Below are 15,233 nucleotides of genomic sequence, written 5' to 3' on the forward strand. Positions count from 1 at the left end.
TTATTCTATTTTGAGTAAAAAAAACTGACATGTAACCTTTAAGCGTACATTCAAACGGCTGTTTTCGTTATGTCTAAACGTCGCTAACAACTGAGACACATAGGGTATCTGAATGAAAATAAGTCATGAAAGGTTGTTTCAACTAATCCCTTTAAACGCGACATCCCTTCAAGTAGCTCAAAGTCATTTGTTATGTTAATATCGTGCTAACTTTTGGTTTATCACGTTATGACAATTGAAAACACGTCATGAGAAGTTGTCTCTATCATTCCTGCTAACGATACAGTTATTACTATTTATATCATAATCAGCTAATAGATGTCGAAGTTCTAACTTTCCAATAGAGAGCTTAACTTTCCAGAAATGGGCTTAATCTTCCAGTTCTTTTTCTGTTGTTGTTTCTCATTGTTGATATTAAGGGTATTTGGTTTTATTTTTAAGAAAGTTATCCTGAAAAATGGAAAGTTAAGGCTTTTTCTGGAAGGTTAGATTGGTTAGAACTCCATAAGATGGAAAACAGTTAACGGATAGTTCAACAAGGTTCTGCACTGGTACCGATTATTAATCAATATATAGAGCCAAAGACATGGACCTGTGACTGTTTGGTCTCAATCGTACCGCATTTATCTCAACCTTATTTTTATATTGTTGCCATACTGTTGTCAACAATAGACTTGTATACTAATAACAGAACCATCAATCAACCTATCACAACTAAATGGAGGATTATTATGAAAACAATTTATATCTATGTACTGGATACTTTAGCTGACTGGGAACTGGGGCATGTTACCTCAGAATTAAATTCTCGACGATTTTTCAAAAAAGATGCGCCAACCTTATCAATTAAAACGATTAGTTACTCCCTAGAGCCCATCACGACGATGGGAGGAATGACCATTGTTCCTGATGGCTTAATTGACGATATTCTTGTAAGTGACTCAAGCATGCTGGTATTACCAGGAGCAGATACATGGAGTGACCCTAAGCATGAGGCTATTCTCCTAAAAGCCGACGAGTTACTGTCTATAAATGCAACAGTGGCTGCTATTTGTGGCGCTACTGCTGCACTTGCCAACGTAGGCTTGCTAGATACACGCCTACATACAAGTAATGGTTCAGGTTTCCTTGAAATGTTCTCCCCTCACTATAAGGGTCAATATTTCTATAGAGATCAGCCATCCGTAATCGATACTAATCTGATTACTGCTGGTTCAACTAATGGGTTACTGTGGGCGAAACAAATTATTGAACAATTAGGTGTCTTTCAATCAGACACGCTAGAATCTTGGTACAAGTATTTTAGTACTGGTGACGCCAACTATTTCTTTGAACTTATGCAAACTCTGCCTTCTAACAATGAGGACTAAATTAATTGAATCAAAAGAAACCTACTAAAATTAGTAGGTTTCTTTATTTTTTAAGCATCTGTTGCCTGCTTCTTATTGTCGAACTCTGTCCATTTATCGACAATTGTTTTCTGCCAGGTCAAATCTGCTTGAGATGGTACACTAAAAGAGCCACTTTTTGAACTGAAAGCTGTTTTTGTTTGTGCCAATCCTTGATTAACGGCGGCTTCTAAAGTCTCAATGTCTGCAAAAAGACTTGGTGATGTAACATTGAAAAGCATTAACTTTCGCAGTTTTTCTTCCAAATTGCCTTTGAGCGCTTCATACATACCAAGCATCAGTCTATTAGATGACAGTTGGGCGCTCTTTGTCGCATCTGGTGTCGAATAGTCGTATAATTCTCGACTGATTTCTTCGGCTTGTGCAATTAAATTATTAACTTGTCTGATTTTTTCTTCCAGTTCCCATTGTTTTAAGTCACCACTGTCTACATCCGAGATGTAAGCTTCTGGAAAATTTCTAACAGCTTCTGCCACGGCTTCTGATAATAGGATCCCACCCTGGGCCAATGGATAAAGGACTTGAGCAAAATACGCTTTAGCAGAGTCATAAGCTTGTCCTGTTAGGAAAGGGCTGTTCAGGGTAAATTCATTGATGGCATTTTTCAGTTGTTCATAACCTTGAATTTGTTTTTGTGTCATGCTACTAACACTGTCTGCCTGAGCTTGTGAAGCAGACACATACATGTCAACGCTCATAGTTTGGCTCCTCTATCGCTCCTTTTTTTTCATGAGCTACATCGTCAATCTCTTGTTGCACCTTCTTTTTAGCGCTGATTAAGTTATCCTCATCATTCTCCAAGTCGCTCATGATCTTGCGTGATTCTTTTAAATAATCGTCTCTAATTGATTCGTAAAAATAATTGCCGTCATTTTTATAAAACGTGTGATGTAATTCGGACATAAAATGGCCCGATTCATGAAAATGTGCTTCGTATAATTCTTTGATTTGTCTGACTTGTTTAATCTCTCTCGTTAAACGGTCTTCTTTTTCCAGCAGTCGCCGCTCTTGCTGGTCCAGTTCATCCCAATGTTTCACTAGAACAGCCCCCCAATATTGTTCCTTAAGTTTTGTCCCACTTGATTATCCATTGCTTCAAAATTTTCTGCCACGCTTTGAATATTCGCTGACGCCAGTGACACGGCACTGGCTATTTCTTGAGCTGTTATTTGTGCTGAAGTTATGGCTTTCAAGGCAGATGCATTGCCTAAAACTGTTGTTTGAGTGTCCGTCGCCACAACTGATTGGCTAATGCTATCAGTTGCGGCTTTTAGTGCCGTTGCTTTAACACTCGCACCATCTAAATCACTCTTAATAGTTGACATAACTACCTCCTTTTTATATCCGTTTTTTATAACTAATTTTATCATAGTTTTATGTGCATTAATACAACAATAACAAATTATCACCTTCTATCATAAGAGTAAATAGACATCTTAATTATCTAAAGTTATCCTCACCCTCTCGGACATCACTAACTGAACACTCTATTCCCTCCCCCTCTAGGTCATACATAATCATTATTTCTGATCAAAAGCATGGACTCTCTTACTGATCACTCTCTTATCTTTCAATGTTTGCCGTTTTATTAAAACACCGTAATGACATGAATCCATGCATGTTTATCTCATGGCTCCTTCCTCAGTATTCTTACTATTAATCGATTACCCCATAATAGTCATCTAAACGAAAACTGATTATATAATCGATTTGTGGAATATGCATCACTTGTTGGGCTACTATCGACAATCAAAAACCGGTTCACTCTCAGAGCATATTACAAATGAACTGTCCTATTTTCAAGTCAAAAAAGAGAGAGCTAAGGCCCCCTCTAGATGCTTAATCAGTTAGTTTTAAGTTACTCGCTTCTCTTTTTCAATTTAGTTCAGTCATTTAACTCTCATATAACCTAGCTAGCTCATCGATTCGACGCTTCATTTCTTTACGGATAGATGATGGCCCTAAGCACTGGCATTTATTGCCAAAACTTAAGAGAATATTGTAGTAATAATCGTTCTCTATAAAAGGAAACTGAACCACGTAATGCTCAGGATCTTCTGGCAAAAAGTCTTCGTAGTCACAAAAATCCAAGACCCTATCCATAATAGAATGATGAATCCGAATGTTGATCTTGGTTTGCAGACTTGCAAGCTCATCATTAAACTCCAGTTGGGGCGTTTGAAAGGCTCGTGGTAAAAAAGACTCTTCTTCAATGCGCAGATTGGCTAGGCGAGTTAATTTGAATAAACGAAAAGCCTTTCGCTTAAGGCAATAGCCTTGACAGTACCAGTGGCTACTTTTTAAGACAAGCTGATACGGTTCCGCTCTTCGGGCAGTTTTAGTTCCGTGACGGTCGGCATAATCAAAAGACAGTAGTTTTTGTTCCTGTAAGGCCTTTTTAATCAACTCCATATGAGGTTTGATGTTCCTGTTGCCCATCCACGAACTTAAGTCGATATGAACGTGATTAGCTTTTAGTTCAATATCCTTGGCTTTCTCAGCTGGGATAACCCCCTTAACTTTCACAAGGGCGTTTATCAGTTCATCCCCTCCCATCATCGTGGAAAGACCGGAAAGTCCCATCAAAATAGTAGAAAGATCGGCTGTCGAAAAAAACTGCTTATCAATTTTGTATTTTGGCATAATCTCAAAGCCACCTCCCACACCGGAGGTTGAACGAACAGGAATCCCCGCCCGATCAATGGCATCGATGTCGCGATAGATTGTCCGCGGTGATACTTCAAATAGCTCTGCTAAAGCCTGGGCGCTGATGCGCTCTTTATCAAGGAGGATCATAATAATGCTGATCAGTCTCTCTAATTTCATACAACTGCCACCTTTATGGTCATTTTATTTTAGATTGTTGCCATACTAGTGTCAACAATAGCATGATATAGTAGCACTATCAAGAGAGGAGTCCCTATTATGACTAAAAAAGCTTTAGTTATCAGCGACATTCAAAACGACATCACAAAAAATTACAAAGAGATTATTCACAAGATCAATCGCGCCATTGATTGGGCTGTCAGCTTGGGGATTCCCGTTGTTTATATTCGACATGAAAATTTATCACCTGGTACAAGGACTTTTAAACCTAATACAACTGGGTCGGAACTGGCTTCAGATTTGAAGGTGGTCTCCCAAACTATTTTTACCAAATACAAAGGAAATGCCTTAACCAGTCAGGCCTTTATGGCTTTTATTCGTGAAAATGACCTGTCTGAGTTTTATATTGCCGGAGCCGATGCGGTGGCTTGTGTGAAATCAACCTGTTACAACTTACGCAAAGCCAATTACGGGGTGACGGTTCTGTCTGATTGTATGACCAGTTATGATAAACGAAAATTGACTGAGATGCTCCACTATTATGAAAGTAAAGGAAGTCAGGTCAGCACTTTAGACGAGCTATTGCCATGAGCTTATGATGATTAACTAATCTTAACTAAATAATCTCACTTTTACTATTTCATCTTCACAGCTTTTTCATACTTTCAGGCTATGATATACCTATACCAACAAACAACCCTAACAAAACTTTTTCATTAACAAATCTCCGGCCCTCAGTTCTCCAACTGAGGGCTACTCCTTTGTATTCAATGATAACTTTTGATTAACTCTCTAAATAAATAACCGAACTAATTTCAACCTTAAAAGGCAGATTCTCTTAAGAGTCTGCCTTTTTGCTATTATCTTAAAGTCATAAGTGCTAATTAAACCGGTCCATCCCTTGAAGGTACAAAAGATTTTCAATAATAAAATGGGTCTGTGACCAAATGCTGCTGATTGCAAATTCCTTCGGGTATTTATCCCATGACCACGTGATCGGCCACGCCCCGTTCGCCTCTTGTGTCTTAAGGATGGACTCACATTCGTAATCTGCCACGTCTTTATTTTCCAAATAAAATAAACTGTTTTTTGTTCTAAAAAAATGGGAGGGTTTCGCTACATAATTCGTCCACTTAGTAACATCTTTCTCGATCCCATTGTGGACGGCGCTTTTCAAATGTGTTTTTAACACGCCCAGCTCAATCTGAGATGGCAGGTCATCTGTTCGTTCAAGAAAATCTAACAACCGGCAAAAACAACTGATTTCATGCATTTCAATTGTGCCATTCTGAACTATTTTGGCAATGGCCTCTTGAACGATCTTGAGTGCTTTCTGATAGAGCTCTGAAGAACTATCGGCTGTTTTCAGTATAAAACCTGCCAGTATCGCCGTTGGGTTATAGCCCATGCCACCATAAAAGCTCATTTCGGTTTCTTTTGAATACTCCCACCAAGCAGCATGAGGTCCTTCGTTATTAGATGGGACTTTTAAGAACCACCCTTTTTCAGTTTGAAAGGGCGTCTTTTCCAAATAAGTCAGTATGCCTTGAACCATGGGATCTGCCGGGTCAAAAAAATCAATATCTGATAAGATACTTATTGCCGTCGACGTTGCCAAAGGAGACGATTGACTGTTCCAAAGGTCAGGCTCTATTCCATGTGCAAACCCACCATCCTCATTTTGGTAGTAAGCCAACGCCTTCAACACGTTTTTCTGATTGCCCTTTTCAAATTGATAGCGCCAGAGGGCTAAATCCACTGGTCTGGCATTTCTGTAGATAAATTTTCTTGCCTTATGAACGGCTTCCACACGCTTCAACCTCCTTGACTGTTTAATTAAATCCTCTTTATCTTTTCATTATATAATGAAACCGCTCTATTTGCTATCCTCTATTGATAAGTGGTCTCACGTTATATCGGAATTATTTTGGAGTCCTTTAGTAGTCGGCAACTTATATCATTCCTTAAAGAGGAAGCCAATCACGTCAGCATGATTGGCTTCCTCTTCATGGTTGTCTCTAATGTTGTTAGAACAGGCTTAATCCAAAATTTCCGCCAAGCCATCTTTTCGCAACTGTTCAAGATTAGCAAGCATCTGATTAATCACCTCATCTGAATGGCGTTCCCATGTTGCTAGTTCGGCTACTACTTTTAAGGGTAACTGACTCCGAAACGAACGGGTCGGATTTCCCGGAAAACGTTTATCGGTTAGGTTAGGATCATTCTCAAAGTCTCCCAATGGCTCCACCACATAAATTCGCTCTTGTCCATCTCCCTGAGCTAATTCTGCTCCCCATTTAGCGGCTTCCAATGTACCAGTAAAATAAACATAATTAGAAATCCGTCCTGTTTCAAAATTAGACCCATGTTTAGGATTTAACTCGTCTCCTAGCTTTAGTTCTGCTTTGGTGCCATGAAAAAAAGGGCCGTTGTCAATTAACGTTTGTGTCATCCCTATCGCTCCTCTCTTTCTCTCAATTATAGCATTATTGTTCTATTTTGATACCTGATAATACCTGTCCCCTTTTAAGGTGAGAGACTTACCTCTTTCTTAACCCTTTCGTCTATCTTTTACTGATTCTCCTTCACAGCTTTTTCATATTTTCAGGCTATTATTAAGACAAACCAACAAACAACCCTAACAAACTTTTTCATTAACAAATCTCCGGCCCTCAGTTCTCCAACTGGGGGCCACTCCTTTTTTCTATAGATAACAAGTATAATAATTCCTACTAATCTATTTTCCCTAACATCACTCAGTTGACGCCCACACGTTGAAGCATATGCTATCAAACCAGAAGGTAAATGGAATCAGCTAAAATTCGCCTTAGCCATTTATAATGCGAACAATTAGAATCCCCTTCGATTAACTCAAGCTAAATAGAGCCCCCTCGGACTCTTATCCTAAGTCTGAGGGGGCTCCTTCTAAAAAAGATGATCTATCTGAGGACTATTCAACTGGTAATTCCTCTTCCAAGGCTTTTTTATCGGCTATTTTAAAGAATGGGTACCAAATAACTACGGTCATCGCTAAACAAGCCAAACCAATAAGCAATAAGGTGATCCCACCTCTAAATAGCATGATAACAAGAGCTGGTGTTGTCCATGGAAACGAGACTGTTGGATTGTAATTAGCGACCTTAATAAAGGTTGCAAATAGCCAGCCTGTTGCTCCCATAACTAATGGCCCTACTGCCATGGGGACAAAAAAGATTGGGTTCATAATAATTGGCATCCCAAAAATTAAAGGCTCATTGATATTAAAAATTGAGGGAACCACAGTTAGTTTAAACATCTCTTTATAACGCTGAGACTTAGCTGTGGCCATGGCAATCACCAAACCTATGGATGAGCCTTGTCCGCCAAAGCCTGTTCCGCAGGCTAATCCTACCAACGAAAACATTAAGTATGGTATTTTTTCACCAGCTGTATAAGCCGTAATGTTAGCGATGGCGTTAGCCATTAAAATAGGGGTGATGACACTGTAAACCACTTGTGGATGAATGCCAAAATACCAGAAAAAATTAGCTAATGTTAATATTAAAATAAGCGACAACGGCGAGCCAACAATGTCTTGTAACGGTATTTGAATAACTCCTGTAATGAAACTAAAAATATTCCCATAAGTTGAAGCAAACGGCACATACTTAAAGAATAGTCTGATAGCAAAGGCTAAAATCATGACTGTCCCAGCAATAAACGATGGGCTTAATGACTCAGACACATTTGTTGGGACACTCTCTGGCAGTTTAATGACAAAGTGCTTCTTATTTAAGTATATATACAGCTGTGACACTAGATAACCCATCAATATGGCCACTAAAATACCTGATGCGCCAATATAATCCGTGGAAAAGGCATGTAATTCTTTGACAGCACTGACTGTTACATCTGCTGGCAGTTCTGCTACGCCACCATCCACTGTATGAAGGACGTATTTTTGCGGAATTAAGATCAAAAAACTAGCCAGTGAAAGCAACCCGGCAATAAATGGGTTATACTCCTTTGCGTTAATTTTGACAAAACTATAGGCAAATGAAAAAGCCAAAAACAAACCTAGGGCATTGATGGTGGCATTCTGTGCGGCAATAAAGTCTTCGTATAGCCCGACTTCCGTCAACCATGTTTGCCAGCTTGGAACCGGAAAGAATCCCACAATCATCAGAACAGAAGCTCCTAAGGTAATTGGTGTCATTCGCAGAAAGGCATCTGTTAAGGCTTTTAAAGAAGGGACTGCTGTTCATATATAAAGCAATTGGTCCAAAAAACTTATCGATAAATTTTTCCATTTTTTCCATCTGATTCATTCCTTTCAATTAATTGAGAGACAGCCCCAATCATACCTGCTGTATTGCCTAATTTAACACGTGATAGTTGGGGGAATCCTAAATTTTCAATGACCGTATATCGGGCGAGTAACTGCTTCACGGCTTTTTCGATACCAGCCATGATGATTGGGCTGTCACTTACCCCACCTCCAATTAAAATCTTTTCAGGGTCAATAGTGACCGCGATATTTAGCAATAAAACGGCTGTATTTTGATAAAACTCACCCAAACTCTCCGTGGCTTTTTGGTCTCCCTCTTCAGCTAATTTTAAAATATGAGGAATATCGACTGTCCAATCGGCTGCGTTTGGTTTCCCTAATTTTGTGCTGTAAATGCGACACAGACCAGCAACAGCACCACAGTATAAACTAGCCGATTCGTATGCCACTGGTTCTGTTTTTCCCAATCCCATCAATGCCATCCCAAACTCACCAGCAGCACCTGTCCGCCCTTTTAGCAGTTGCCCATTCACGATAATTGCCCCACCCACGCCTGTTCCTAAGGGAAGACAAACAAAATTCTGACAATTTTTGCCATTGCCAACCCACTGCTCCCCATAACCAATGGCATTAGCATCATTCACTAAGACTATGGGTTTCCCCGTTTGCCTAGCTAGGAGTTGACTAACCTCTATTTCATGAAGGCCTACAATTGCACCTGAGGTAATCAGGCGATTCTCATGGTTGATAACACCTGGGATACTAATGCCTATCCCCTTGATCTCATACCTTTGTTGCAAGAGGGAACTAATAGCGACAATCGTTTGAACCACTGCTTGGGGATTGCTTCGATCGGTGGATTGTTTATCGGAAAACAACAACTGCCCTTTCCGATTTACCACGCCATATTTGATGTATGAGCCACCTACATCAATTCCAATATACGTCATTGCTTCTCCTCCATTAGGCCATTCGCTTCAATCAGTCGCTGATACCAGTAAAAGCTGTCTTTCTTATGACGACTTAAATCCTTTAGCTCTTCATCGTCTCGATTCACATAGATAAAGCCATATCTTTTTTTAAACCCTTCATGAGTACTGATTAAATCCAAGGCACTCCAAGGACAGTACCCAATAAACTCAACGCCGTCATCAATGGCTAACTTTAATTGTTTCACATGTTCCGCCAAGTAATTGATGCGATAGCTATCGTGAATATTATCTTCTTCCGTTTTCCTATCCTCTTGGCCTAACCCATTCTCAGTAATCAACAAGGGTAAACGGTATCGCGTATATAACTGATTCGCCGTAATTCGCAAACCTACTGGATCAATCGGCCAATTTGAAAACTCAGTTGATTGTAAATAATCATTAACTTCTGTTTTAAAAAATCCGGCAAGTGAAAAACCTGACTGCTGATCTTTGATTTCCTTTTCCTCATTATCTGAAGCGGCTGCCGTCATGGAATTATAATAATTAAACGCAATAAAATCAGCGGTATTTTCTTTCATTACTTGACGGTCCTCATCTGTCACATCAGGTTCTGCGTCTAAGGCTCTTAGTAGTTGCATGGCTTGATGATTGTATACCCCATAAACGGCGGCGTCCAAATATAACCAGTTTCTAAAAGCACTCAGATACTCGGCTGCCATCGTATCTTCGGGCTTTTCCGTTTTAGGATAGACACAAGTAATGTTAGGCGCTGGTCCAATCTTTCCGCCGTATTGTCCCTCATGATAGGCCTTCATGACCTTCGCCTGTGCCACTAACATATGATGATTACTTTGAAAGACTTCCTTCCAACTTGGATTACTACCATCTAAAACTTTACTGGCCAATACCAACATATTTTGTTCGTTGATTGTTTGCCAGTAAGTAATGCGGTCACCAAAGTGATCAAACAGCACTTGACAATAGCGAACAAATTCATCAATCGTTTGCCGATTATGCCATCCTCCTTTTTCAGCTACGGATGCGGGTAAATCAAAATGAAAAACCGTTGGGATTGGTTCAATCCCATTTTTAAGAAGTTCATCGATCAAGTTGTTATAGAATGCAATCCCCCTTGGATTAAGCTTTCCATATGGCATAATACGGGTCCAGGCAATTGAAAAGCGATAGGCTTTTAATCCCATTTCTTTAAATAACGCCACGTCCGCCTTATAACGATGATAATGATCGGCTGCTACTTTAAAATCGGTGGTATTAGGAAATGGCTCCCTAATATCTTGGACAGACGGTTCTTTGCCATCCTCGTTCCAAGCTCCCTCCACCTGATACGCACTTGTTGATGCTCCCCATAAAAAATCGGTTGGAAAAGTTGTCATCAGTTCCTCTCCTCTCATGAATTTAGCTTAATTATAGTTGAGAAAGCGCATTATTTATATTATAATTCTCATATCTATATCATATTTATAAGCATTTAAAGGAATGGAGGACCCGATGTTTAATCAATTACAATTAGTTAAATCATTTTTAAATTACCCTTTTGCTTTGTTTCAGAATAGAGATTGTATTTTTGACAATCAGATTGATGATTCAGATGTACTGATGTCCTTTTCAAAACATTTATGGGATTTATCTGATACCGATCACATTTCTTTGGATTACTTTCGGGGGTTGGTATTTGCTTCGATTAAATACATGCTTCACCTTGAATCATATATGTTGGTGCTAGCCCTTAGGGAAAAAGAAACCGAGTCATGGTCTGATCATGAATGGACCCTTTTCGGCCAGAAAATCACCTCCGCTGTGGCTATTTTAACCGAAACAACCCCTTTCCCTATTAAACGAATAGAAACGGGGTTACAGACTAATACAGCCACTGTCATTCAACAGACGGAAAAAAAAACAACGAAGCAGTCCCAAGATTTTCTTGATAACTATCAACTAGAAAAAATTTTTTCAAAACAATTAAAGAAAGGGGATACCATTGCCCTTAACCAACTATTATCCAGTATGGTCAAAATTAATGACAGTCAACTGTCTGCTAATAAATTAACCGAACAAAAGTATCGTCTGGTTTCGTTGATTACCTTAATGACCCGTTCGGCTATTCAATATGGGTGTCATCCTAATGTGGCTTACCCTTTATCAGATAAACTAATATTAAAAATGGATGGACTGACTGACGAAAGGGAGGTTAAGGCTTTTCGGATTTACATTATCAATGAACTTTCTATCCTTATTCGAACCCGGTCAACTCGTTATTCTTCCGAGGTTGCCAATCTTGCTGCTGAGTTCATTCAGCGAAATTTATACGAAAAAATTCAACAGTCTGATATAGCTGATTACGCCTCTGTACACCCTAATTACTTATCCTCTGCTTTCAAAAAAGCTACAGGTAGTTCCTTGCATCAGTTTCTTATTAACGCTCGTATCGATGAAGCGAAATATTTACTGAGCTATACAGAGCTCTCTTTGAAAGAAATTTCAGAGGAACTTTGCTTCAGTAACCAAAGTCATTTTTGTAAATTATTCAAGGCTCAGACAGCTTATACCCCTAAAGAATTTAGAATTCTTTTTTAACCAATCTGATCCAAAAGGTTACCATTCTTCTATTGACACCACTCGCTAAAAAACGGACGTTAACAAGTTGAATATCAATTTATCTAAGATATCTTAATAGCTTGATATCACTAGTTTATCAGAGTATCTCTGATCTAAAACCATTTTAATGAACGGATATATATTTATTGACAATAAAAAAAATAATTCCTCCCTAAGTTAAATTAACTTAGGGAGGAATTTAATTGTGGTAGCAGTCTCACCTTCACAAAACTTAAATGCTAACAAAGCACTAGATTTATTGCCCTATAAACTATTGACTTTTTCGACACGCGCTACTGATGAACTAACTTTGTATCACTGGCAAGAGGAAGCGGAACTTATTTTTTGTGTCTCTGGATCATTCAAGGTCTATTCATCAAGTGAGTCTTATTTCTTAGGTGAAAATGATTTTATTTTCATCCGGTCAAATAGGACCTACGCAATTCGTGGTTCTGGTATTAGCCACTGCCTAATCATTCATTTCCCTCTAGAGTTGTTGAATTCGTTCCGTCAATCTGACTACTTAAAGTTAGTCAATCCTCCTATTCCGCAATAAAAAGCAGAAAAAATAGAAGGTCTATTTAAATCCATTTATTGCGATCTTATGGGAGATTGTTTTACCAATCATTTAGAGTCAATAGCTAGTATCCTTGATGCCCTTTTTTCAATAACTAGTTTCTACGACGTTCCTTTCTTAGCTTTAAATATGGATAATCAGACTCAGTCTAAAACCCAAAATAGAAAAATAACTGAATTTCTTCACCTGAACTATCACCGTGACTTAACCATAAAAGAAGTTGCTAACCATTTTGGTTACAACCCCTCTTACTTTTCTAGATTATTTAAACGTAGTATGGGGATGACTTATTCAGATTATTTAAGCTCACTCCGTTTACAAGCTGCTACCACTCAACTAAGAGAAACCGACATGTCCGTTTTAGATATTGCGCTAACCAATGGTTTTTCTACTAAATCACTTAATCATGCATTAAAAAAGAAATACAACCTTACTCCAGTTCAATATCGAAGAACATACTCCCTATGATAGCCGAATGACTAATTAGCCAACTCCTCATCAATTAATTAATGACGTCTCCACAATCGGTCTCTCAAAAAAACACCAGGATCTAATTTCCTGGTGTTAAAAATTTAGTCCTTTCCAGTTAGTTAACCACCTCACAGGAGTAAAAAGGCCTAACTGGTTTTAATCAATCACGGTGTCAAAAAGGAATAGCAAATAGATCGTTGGGTATGCCAACGCTTTATCGCTCAAAATTCGGAAGGTATGTTTTCCTTTCTCTCCATACTCTATTTCAATCACGTTTTCTCCCGTGACATAATCTTGAAAATAATACGTTTCGCCCATTTCTACATACTTCAACCCATTTTCTTCAAAAAGTTGCCCTTCTGCTAAATTTTTTGCGACGTTATTATTTCTCACCAAACTAATCTGCTTATTTCCCCTTTGCCATGACTTATAAATATAGAACGCTCTGATGCCCTCCGCTTTATCCTGTTCCTCAAAGGATAAGAACGAAAGTGACTCTATATTATTGTCAAAGAAATTTAGACCTTGTTCTTTAATTACATAAAAGTCTCTGTAGGATGTGTTTTTATTGTCAATAACACCGATATACTCATGATTATAAATAAAATAATCTCGATAGAAACTTCCAAATAGTGCATCAATTCTTTTATGCTTAATAATGATTTTACTTCCTTTATCCAATTTAATCCGATTATAATCCTCAACTGACTCAAAATCTGAATTAATAGTTGGAACTAAGATATTCCACATTACAATAATAGCAATCACTCCACCAATAAAACAATTCTTTTTAGTAAATAACACTCTCTTTTTGATTTTGCTTTTCATCTATTCTCCTTTTACTATTACCACCCTTTGTAACAGATCAGTATGTTGCCAGGTTCTCTGCCCCCTCTATTTTACAGACTTATCCAATCAGATAACATAGGCTTTCGACTCATAATTTTTCCCCAAAACGTCAAATTATGAGTCGAACCAGTCTTGACTTTTATTAGAAACATTGCTTATTCCCACTTAATGACCATAAAAAAATATTAAAACACGTTATGCTTCTAAATCTCCATTTATCAACAGAATTAACTTCACATCCTAAAGGAAAAGACAAAATCCATTAGACCTTCATTTACTCTTAACCCTTTCGTCTATCTTTTACTGATTCTCCTTCACAGCTTTTTCATATTTTCAGGCTATTATTAAGACAAACCAACAAACAACCCTAACAAACTTTTTCATTAACAAATCTCCGGCCCTCAGTTCTCCAACTGGGGGCCACTCCTTTGTAAAAAAGCTCTGAACTAGCCGTCAATTTAGACGATTCGTTCAGAGTTTTTTTGGTTGAACGAGTGATAATCGACTCTCATGGTTACTAACAACTTGCTGGTGACATGATAGGCAGCCCCCGACTGATTTACAGTAAGGAAAAAGCCGCTGGTAAGTTATTAGCAATATGAATGATCATCGATGTTCCCAGTCGTTTACTCTTCAGATAGACAATACCAAAAATTAGGCTTGAGACACTATACAAAGCAACCATAAAGATATTACCCGGTGTATGGGCGAAGGTAAAGGTAATGATGCTCACCAACAACCCTATTTTAGGGGAGTCTTTAAACCAGTTGTTCATGATATATCCGCGAAACACAATCTCTTCAAGAATAGGAGCCACAATCCCAATACATAAAAATAAAGCACTAGTTGGAATATTCTCAAAGGCATTATTAAGTAATGTGGTTCGATGATTGCCATTGTCCACTTGAAAAAATAAAAGGAGATTGCTACTAAGTTGCATGACGACATAACTGGCAATCATTAACCATCCATTTTTTTTACTGACTAAACCTTTAGGTGAGCGCAGTAGCTCAAATTTTTTAGCAATAGCTAGGCCTATCAATAACAAAGTAAAAACACCTATCAATGATAGCAGTGCGACAAGTCCTTTATTCCATCCATTTAATTGTCCAACATTGCCTATTATAAAGGCTGTCCCCTGTGGCAGTTGGCAGAAGAGAAAAAGTAAAATAAATAATAATCCTTTTTTGATATGATAGGTCATTTGTCTTAACTCCTTTAAGTTATTTGTGTCTACATCATATCAAGCTATCGACAGGTCCGGTCCTTTTATTTCTTGAATGGTC

16 protein-coding genes are annotated in these 15,233 nt (G+C 38.4%); 5 read left to right on the plus strand and 11 right to left on the minus strand.

Features of this window, described 5'->3' with window-relative positions; translation table 11 throughout:
• Positions 1-731 precede the first annotated feature (731 nt).
• Positions 732-1,370, plus strand: a complete 639-nt coding sequence (locus tag RWN13_RS20780) for a type 1 glutamine amidotransferase family protein (protein WP_314067650.1) — start codon at positions 732-734, stop codon at positions 1,368-1,370.
• Positions 1,371-1,420: 50 nt separating this feature from the next.
• Here RWN13_RS20780 and RWN13_RS20785 read toward each other — a convergent pair whose 3' ends face one another.
• The 4 genes from RWN13_RS20785 to RWN13_RS20800 all read right to left on the minus strand — a co-directional run bounded on the left by RWN13_RS20785 (position 1,421) and on the right by RWN13_RS20800 (position 4,235).
• The gene (locus RWN13_RS20785; RefSeq protein ID WP_314067652.1) at positions 1,421-2,107 is read right to left on the minus strand and encodes a T7SS effector LXG polymorphic toxin; all 687 of its coding nucleotides are present in this window, start codon (positions 2,105-2,107) and stop codon (positions 1,421-1,423) included.
• Entirely contained in the window at positions 2,097-2,447 is a 351-nt protein-coding gene (locus RWN13_RS20790; protein ID WP_314067654.1) for a DUF3958 family protein, read from the minus strand. The genes RWN13_RS20785 and RWN13_RS20790 overlap by 11 nt, the downstream gene beginning before the upstream one ends.
• Entirely contained in the window at positions 2,447-2,734 is a 288-nt protein-coding gene (locus RWN13_RS20795) for a TIGR04197 family type VII secretion effector (protein WP_314067655.1), read from the minus strand. The genes RWN13_RS20790 and RWN13_RS20795 overlap by 1 nt, the downstream gene beginning before the upstream one ends.
• A 568-nt stretch (positions 2,735-3,302) precedes the next feature.
• Positions 3,303-4,235: a YafY family protein gene (locus RWN13_RS20800; protein ID WP_314067656.1), complete on the minus strand. Its 933-nt coding sequence runs from the start codon at positions 4,233-4,235 to the stop codon at positions 3,303-3,305.
• A gap of 99 nt (positions 4,236-4,334) precedes the next feature.
• Here RWN13_RS20800 and RWN13_RS20805 point away from each other — a divergent pair, with 99 nt between their 5' ends.
• A complete protein-coding gene (locus RWN13_RS20805; protein WP_314067657.1) occupies positions 4,335-4,826 on the plus strand; it encodes an isochorismatase family cysteine hydrolase in 492 nt (163 codons plus the stop codon).
• 289 nt (positions 4,827-5,115) lie between these two features.
• On the opposite strand, the gene RWN13_RS20810 is transcribed toward RWN13_RS20805, so the two are convergent.
• The 5 genes from RWN13_RS20810 to RWN13_RS20830 all read right to left on the minus strand — a co-directional run bounded on the left by RWN13_RS20810 (position 5,116) and on the right by RWN13_RS20830 (position 10,828).
• Positions 5,116-6,045, minus strand: a complete 930-nt coding sequence (locus RWN13_RS20810) for a hypothetical protein (protein WP_314067658.1) — start codon at positions 6,043-6,045, stop codon at positions 5,116-5,118.
• 228 nt (positions 6,046-6,273) lie between these two features.
• A complete protein-coding gene (gene arr / locus RWN13_RS20815; protein ID WP_314067659.1) occupies positions 6,274-6,687 on the minus strand; it encodes an NAD(+)--rifampin ADP-ribosyltransferase in 414 nt (137 codons plus the stop codon).
• Positions 6,688-7,185: 498 nt separating this feature from the next.
• The gene (locus tag RWN13_RS20820) at positions 7,186-8,397 is read right to left on the minus strand and encodes a PTS transporter subunit EIIC (protein WP_314067660.1); all 1,212 of its coding nucleotides are present in this window, start codon (positions 8,395-8,397) and stop codon (positions 7,186-7,188) included.
• 107 nt (positions 8,398-8,504) lie between these two features.
• A complete protein-coding gene (locus RWN13_RS20825; RefSeq protein ID WP_314067661.1) occupies positions 8,505-9,452 on the minus strand; it encodes an ROK family protein in 948 nt (315 codons plus the stop codon).
• Positions 9,449-10,828 carry a glycoside hydrolase family 1 protein gene (locus tag RWN13_RS20830; protein WP_314067663.1) on the minus strand — a complete coding sequence of 460 codons (1,380 nt, stop codon included), beginning with the start codon at positions 10,826-10,828 and terminating at the stop codon, positions 9,449-9,451. Before RWN13_RS20830 ends, RWN13_RS20825 begins: the two co-directional genes overlap by 4 nt.
• A gap of 115 nt (positions 10,829-10,943) precedes the next feature.
• Here RWN13_RS20830 and RWN13_RS20835 point away from each other — a divergent pair, with 115 nt between their 5' ends.
• The 3 genes from RWN13_RS20835 to RWN13_RS23725 all read left to right on the plus strand — a co-directional run bounded on the left by RWN13_RS20835 (position 10,944) and on the right by RWN13_RS23725 (position 13,095).
• On the plus strand, positions 10,944-12,029 hold the full coding sequence (locus RWN13_RS20835; RefSeq protein ID WP_314067665.1) for an AraC family transcriptional regulator: 1,086 nt from the start codon (positions 10,944-10,946) through the stop codon (positions 12,027-12,029).
• A 226-nt stretch (positions 12,030-12,255) separates the two neighbouring features.
• Positions 12,256-12,606, plus strand: a complete 351-nt coding sequence (locus tag RWN13_RS20840; RefSeq protein ID WP_314067667.1) for a cupin domain-containing protein — start codon at positions 12,256-12,258, stop codon at positions 12,604-12,606.
• A 150-nt stretch (positions 12,607-12,756) separates the two neighbouring features.
• Positions 12,757-13,095 (plus strand): helix-turn-helix transcriptional regulator, encoded by a 339-nt coding sequence (locus RWN13_RS23725; protein ID WP_399553709.1) that lies wholly within the window; start codon positions 12,757-12,759, stop codon positions 13,093-13,095.
• 159 nt (positions 13,096-13,254) lie between these two features.
• On the opposite strand, the gene RWN13_RS20845 is transcribed toward RWN13_RS23725, so the two are convergent.
• Complete coding sequence (locus RWN13_RS20845; protein WP_314067669.1) at positions 13,255-13,926, minus strand: hypothetical protein; 672 nt, start codon at positions 13,924-13,926, stop codon at positions 13,255-13,257.
• Between the two features lie 580 nt (positions 13,927-14,506).
• Positions 14,507-15,151, minus strand: a complete 645-nt coding sequence (locus RWN13_RS20850; RefSeq protein WP_314067671.1) for a type II CAAX endopeptidase family protein — start codon at positions 15,149-15,151, stop codon at positions 14,507-14,509.
• Positions 15,152-15,233 lie beyond the last annotated feature (82 nt).

It is taken from the genome of uncultured Vagococcus sp., assembly GCF_963518325.1.
Classification (GTDB): domain Bacteria; phylum Bacillota; class Bacilli; order Lactobacillales; family Vagococcaceae; genus Vagococcus_D.

Coding starts and splice junctions, on each gene's coding strand:
- RWN13_RS20780 (WP_314067650.1), top strand. CDS start 732: ATGAAAACAATTTATATCTATGTACTGGATACTTTAGCTGACTGGGAA.
- RWN13_RS20785 (WP_314067652.1), bottom strand. CDS start 2,107: ATGAGCGTTGACATGTATGTGTCTGCTTCACAAGCTCAGGCAGACAGT.
- RWN13_RS20795 (WP_314067655.1), bottom strand. CDS start 2,734: ATGTCAACTATTAAGAGTGATTTAGATGGTGCGAGTGTTAAAGCAACG.
- RWN13_RS20800 (WP_314067656.1), bottom strand. CDS start 4,235: ATGAAATTAGAGAGACTGATCAGCATTATTATGATCCTCCTTGATAAA.
- RWN13_RS20805 (WP_314067657.1), top strand. CDS start 4,335: ATGACTAAAAAAGCTTTAGTTATCAGCGACATTCAAAACGACATCACA.
- arr (WP_314067659.1), bottom strand. CDS start 6,687: ATGACACAAACGTTAATTGACAACGGCCCTTTTTTTCATGGCACCAAA.
- RWN13_RS20820 (WP_314067660.1), bottom strand. CDS start 8,397: ATGATTGTGGGATTCTTTCCGGTTCCAAGCTGGCAAACATGGTTGACG.
- RWN13_RS20825 (WP_314067661.1), bottom strand. CDS start 9,452: ATGACGTATATTGGAATTGATGTAGGTGGCTCATACATCAAATATGGC.
- RWN13_RS20830 (WP_314067663.1), bottom strand. CDS start 10,828: ATGACAACTTTTCCAACCGATTTTTTATGGGGAGCATCAACAAGTGCG.
- RWN13_RS20835 (WP_314067665.1), top strand. CDS start 10,944: ATGTTTAATCAATTACAATTAGTTAAATCATTTTTAAATTACCCTTTT.
- RWN13_RS23725 (WP_399553709.1), top strand. CDS start 12,757: ATGGATAATCAGACTCAGTCTAAAACCCAAAATAGAAAAATAACTGAA.
- RWN13_RS20845 (WP_314067669.1), bottom strand. CDS start 13,926: ATGAAAAGCAAAATCAAAAAGAGAGTGTTATTTACTAAAAAGAATTGT.
- RWN13_RS20850 (WP_314067671.1), bottom strand. CDS start 15,151: ATGACCTATCATATCAAAAAAGGATTATTATTTATTTTACTTTTTCTC.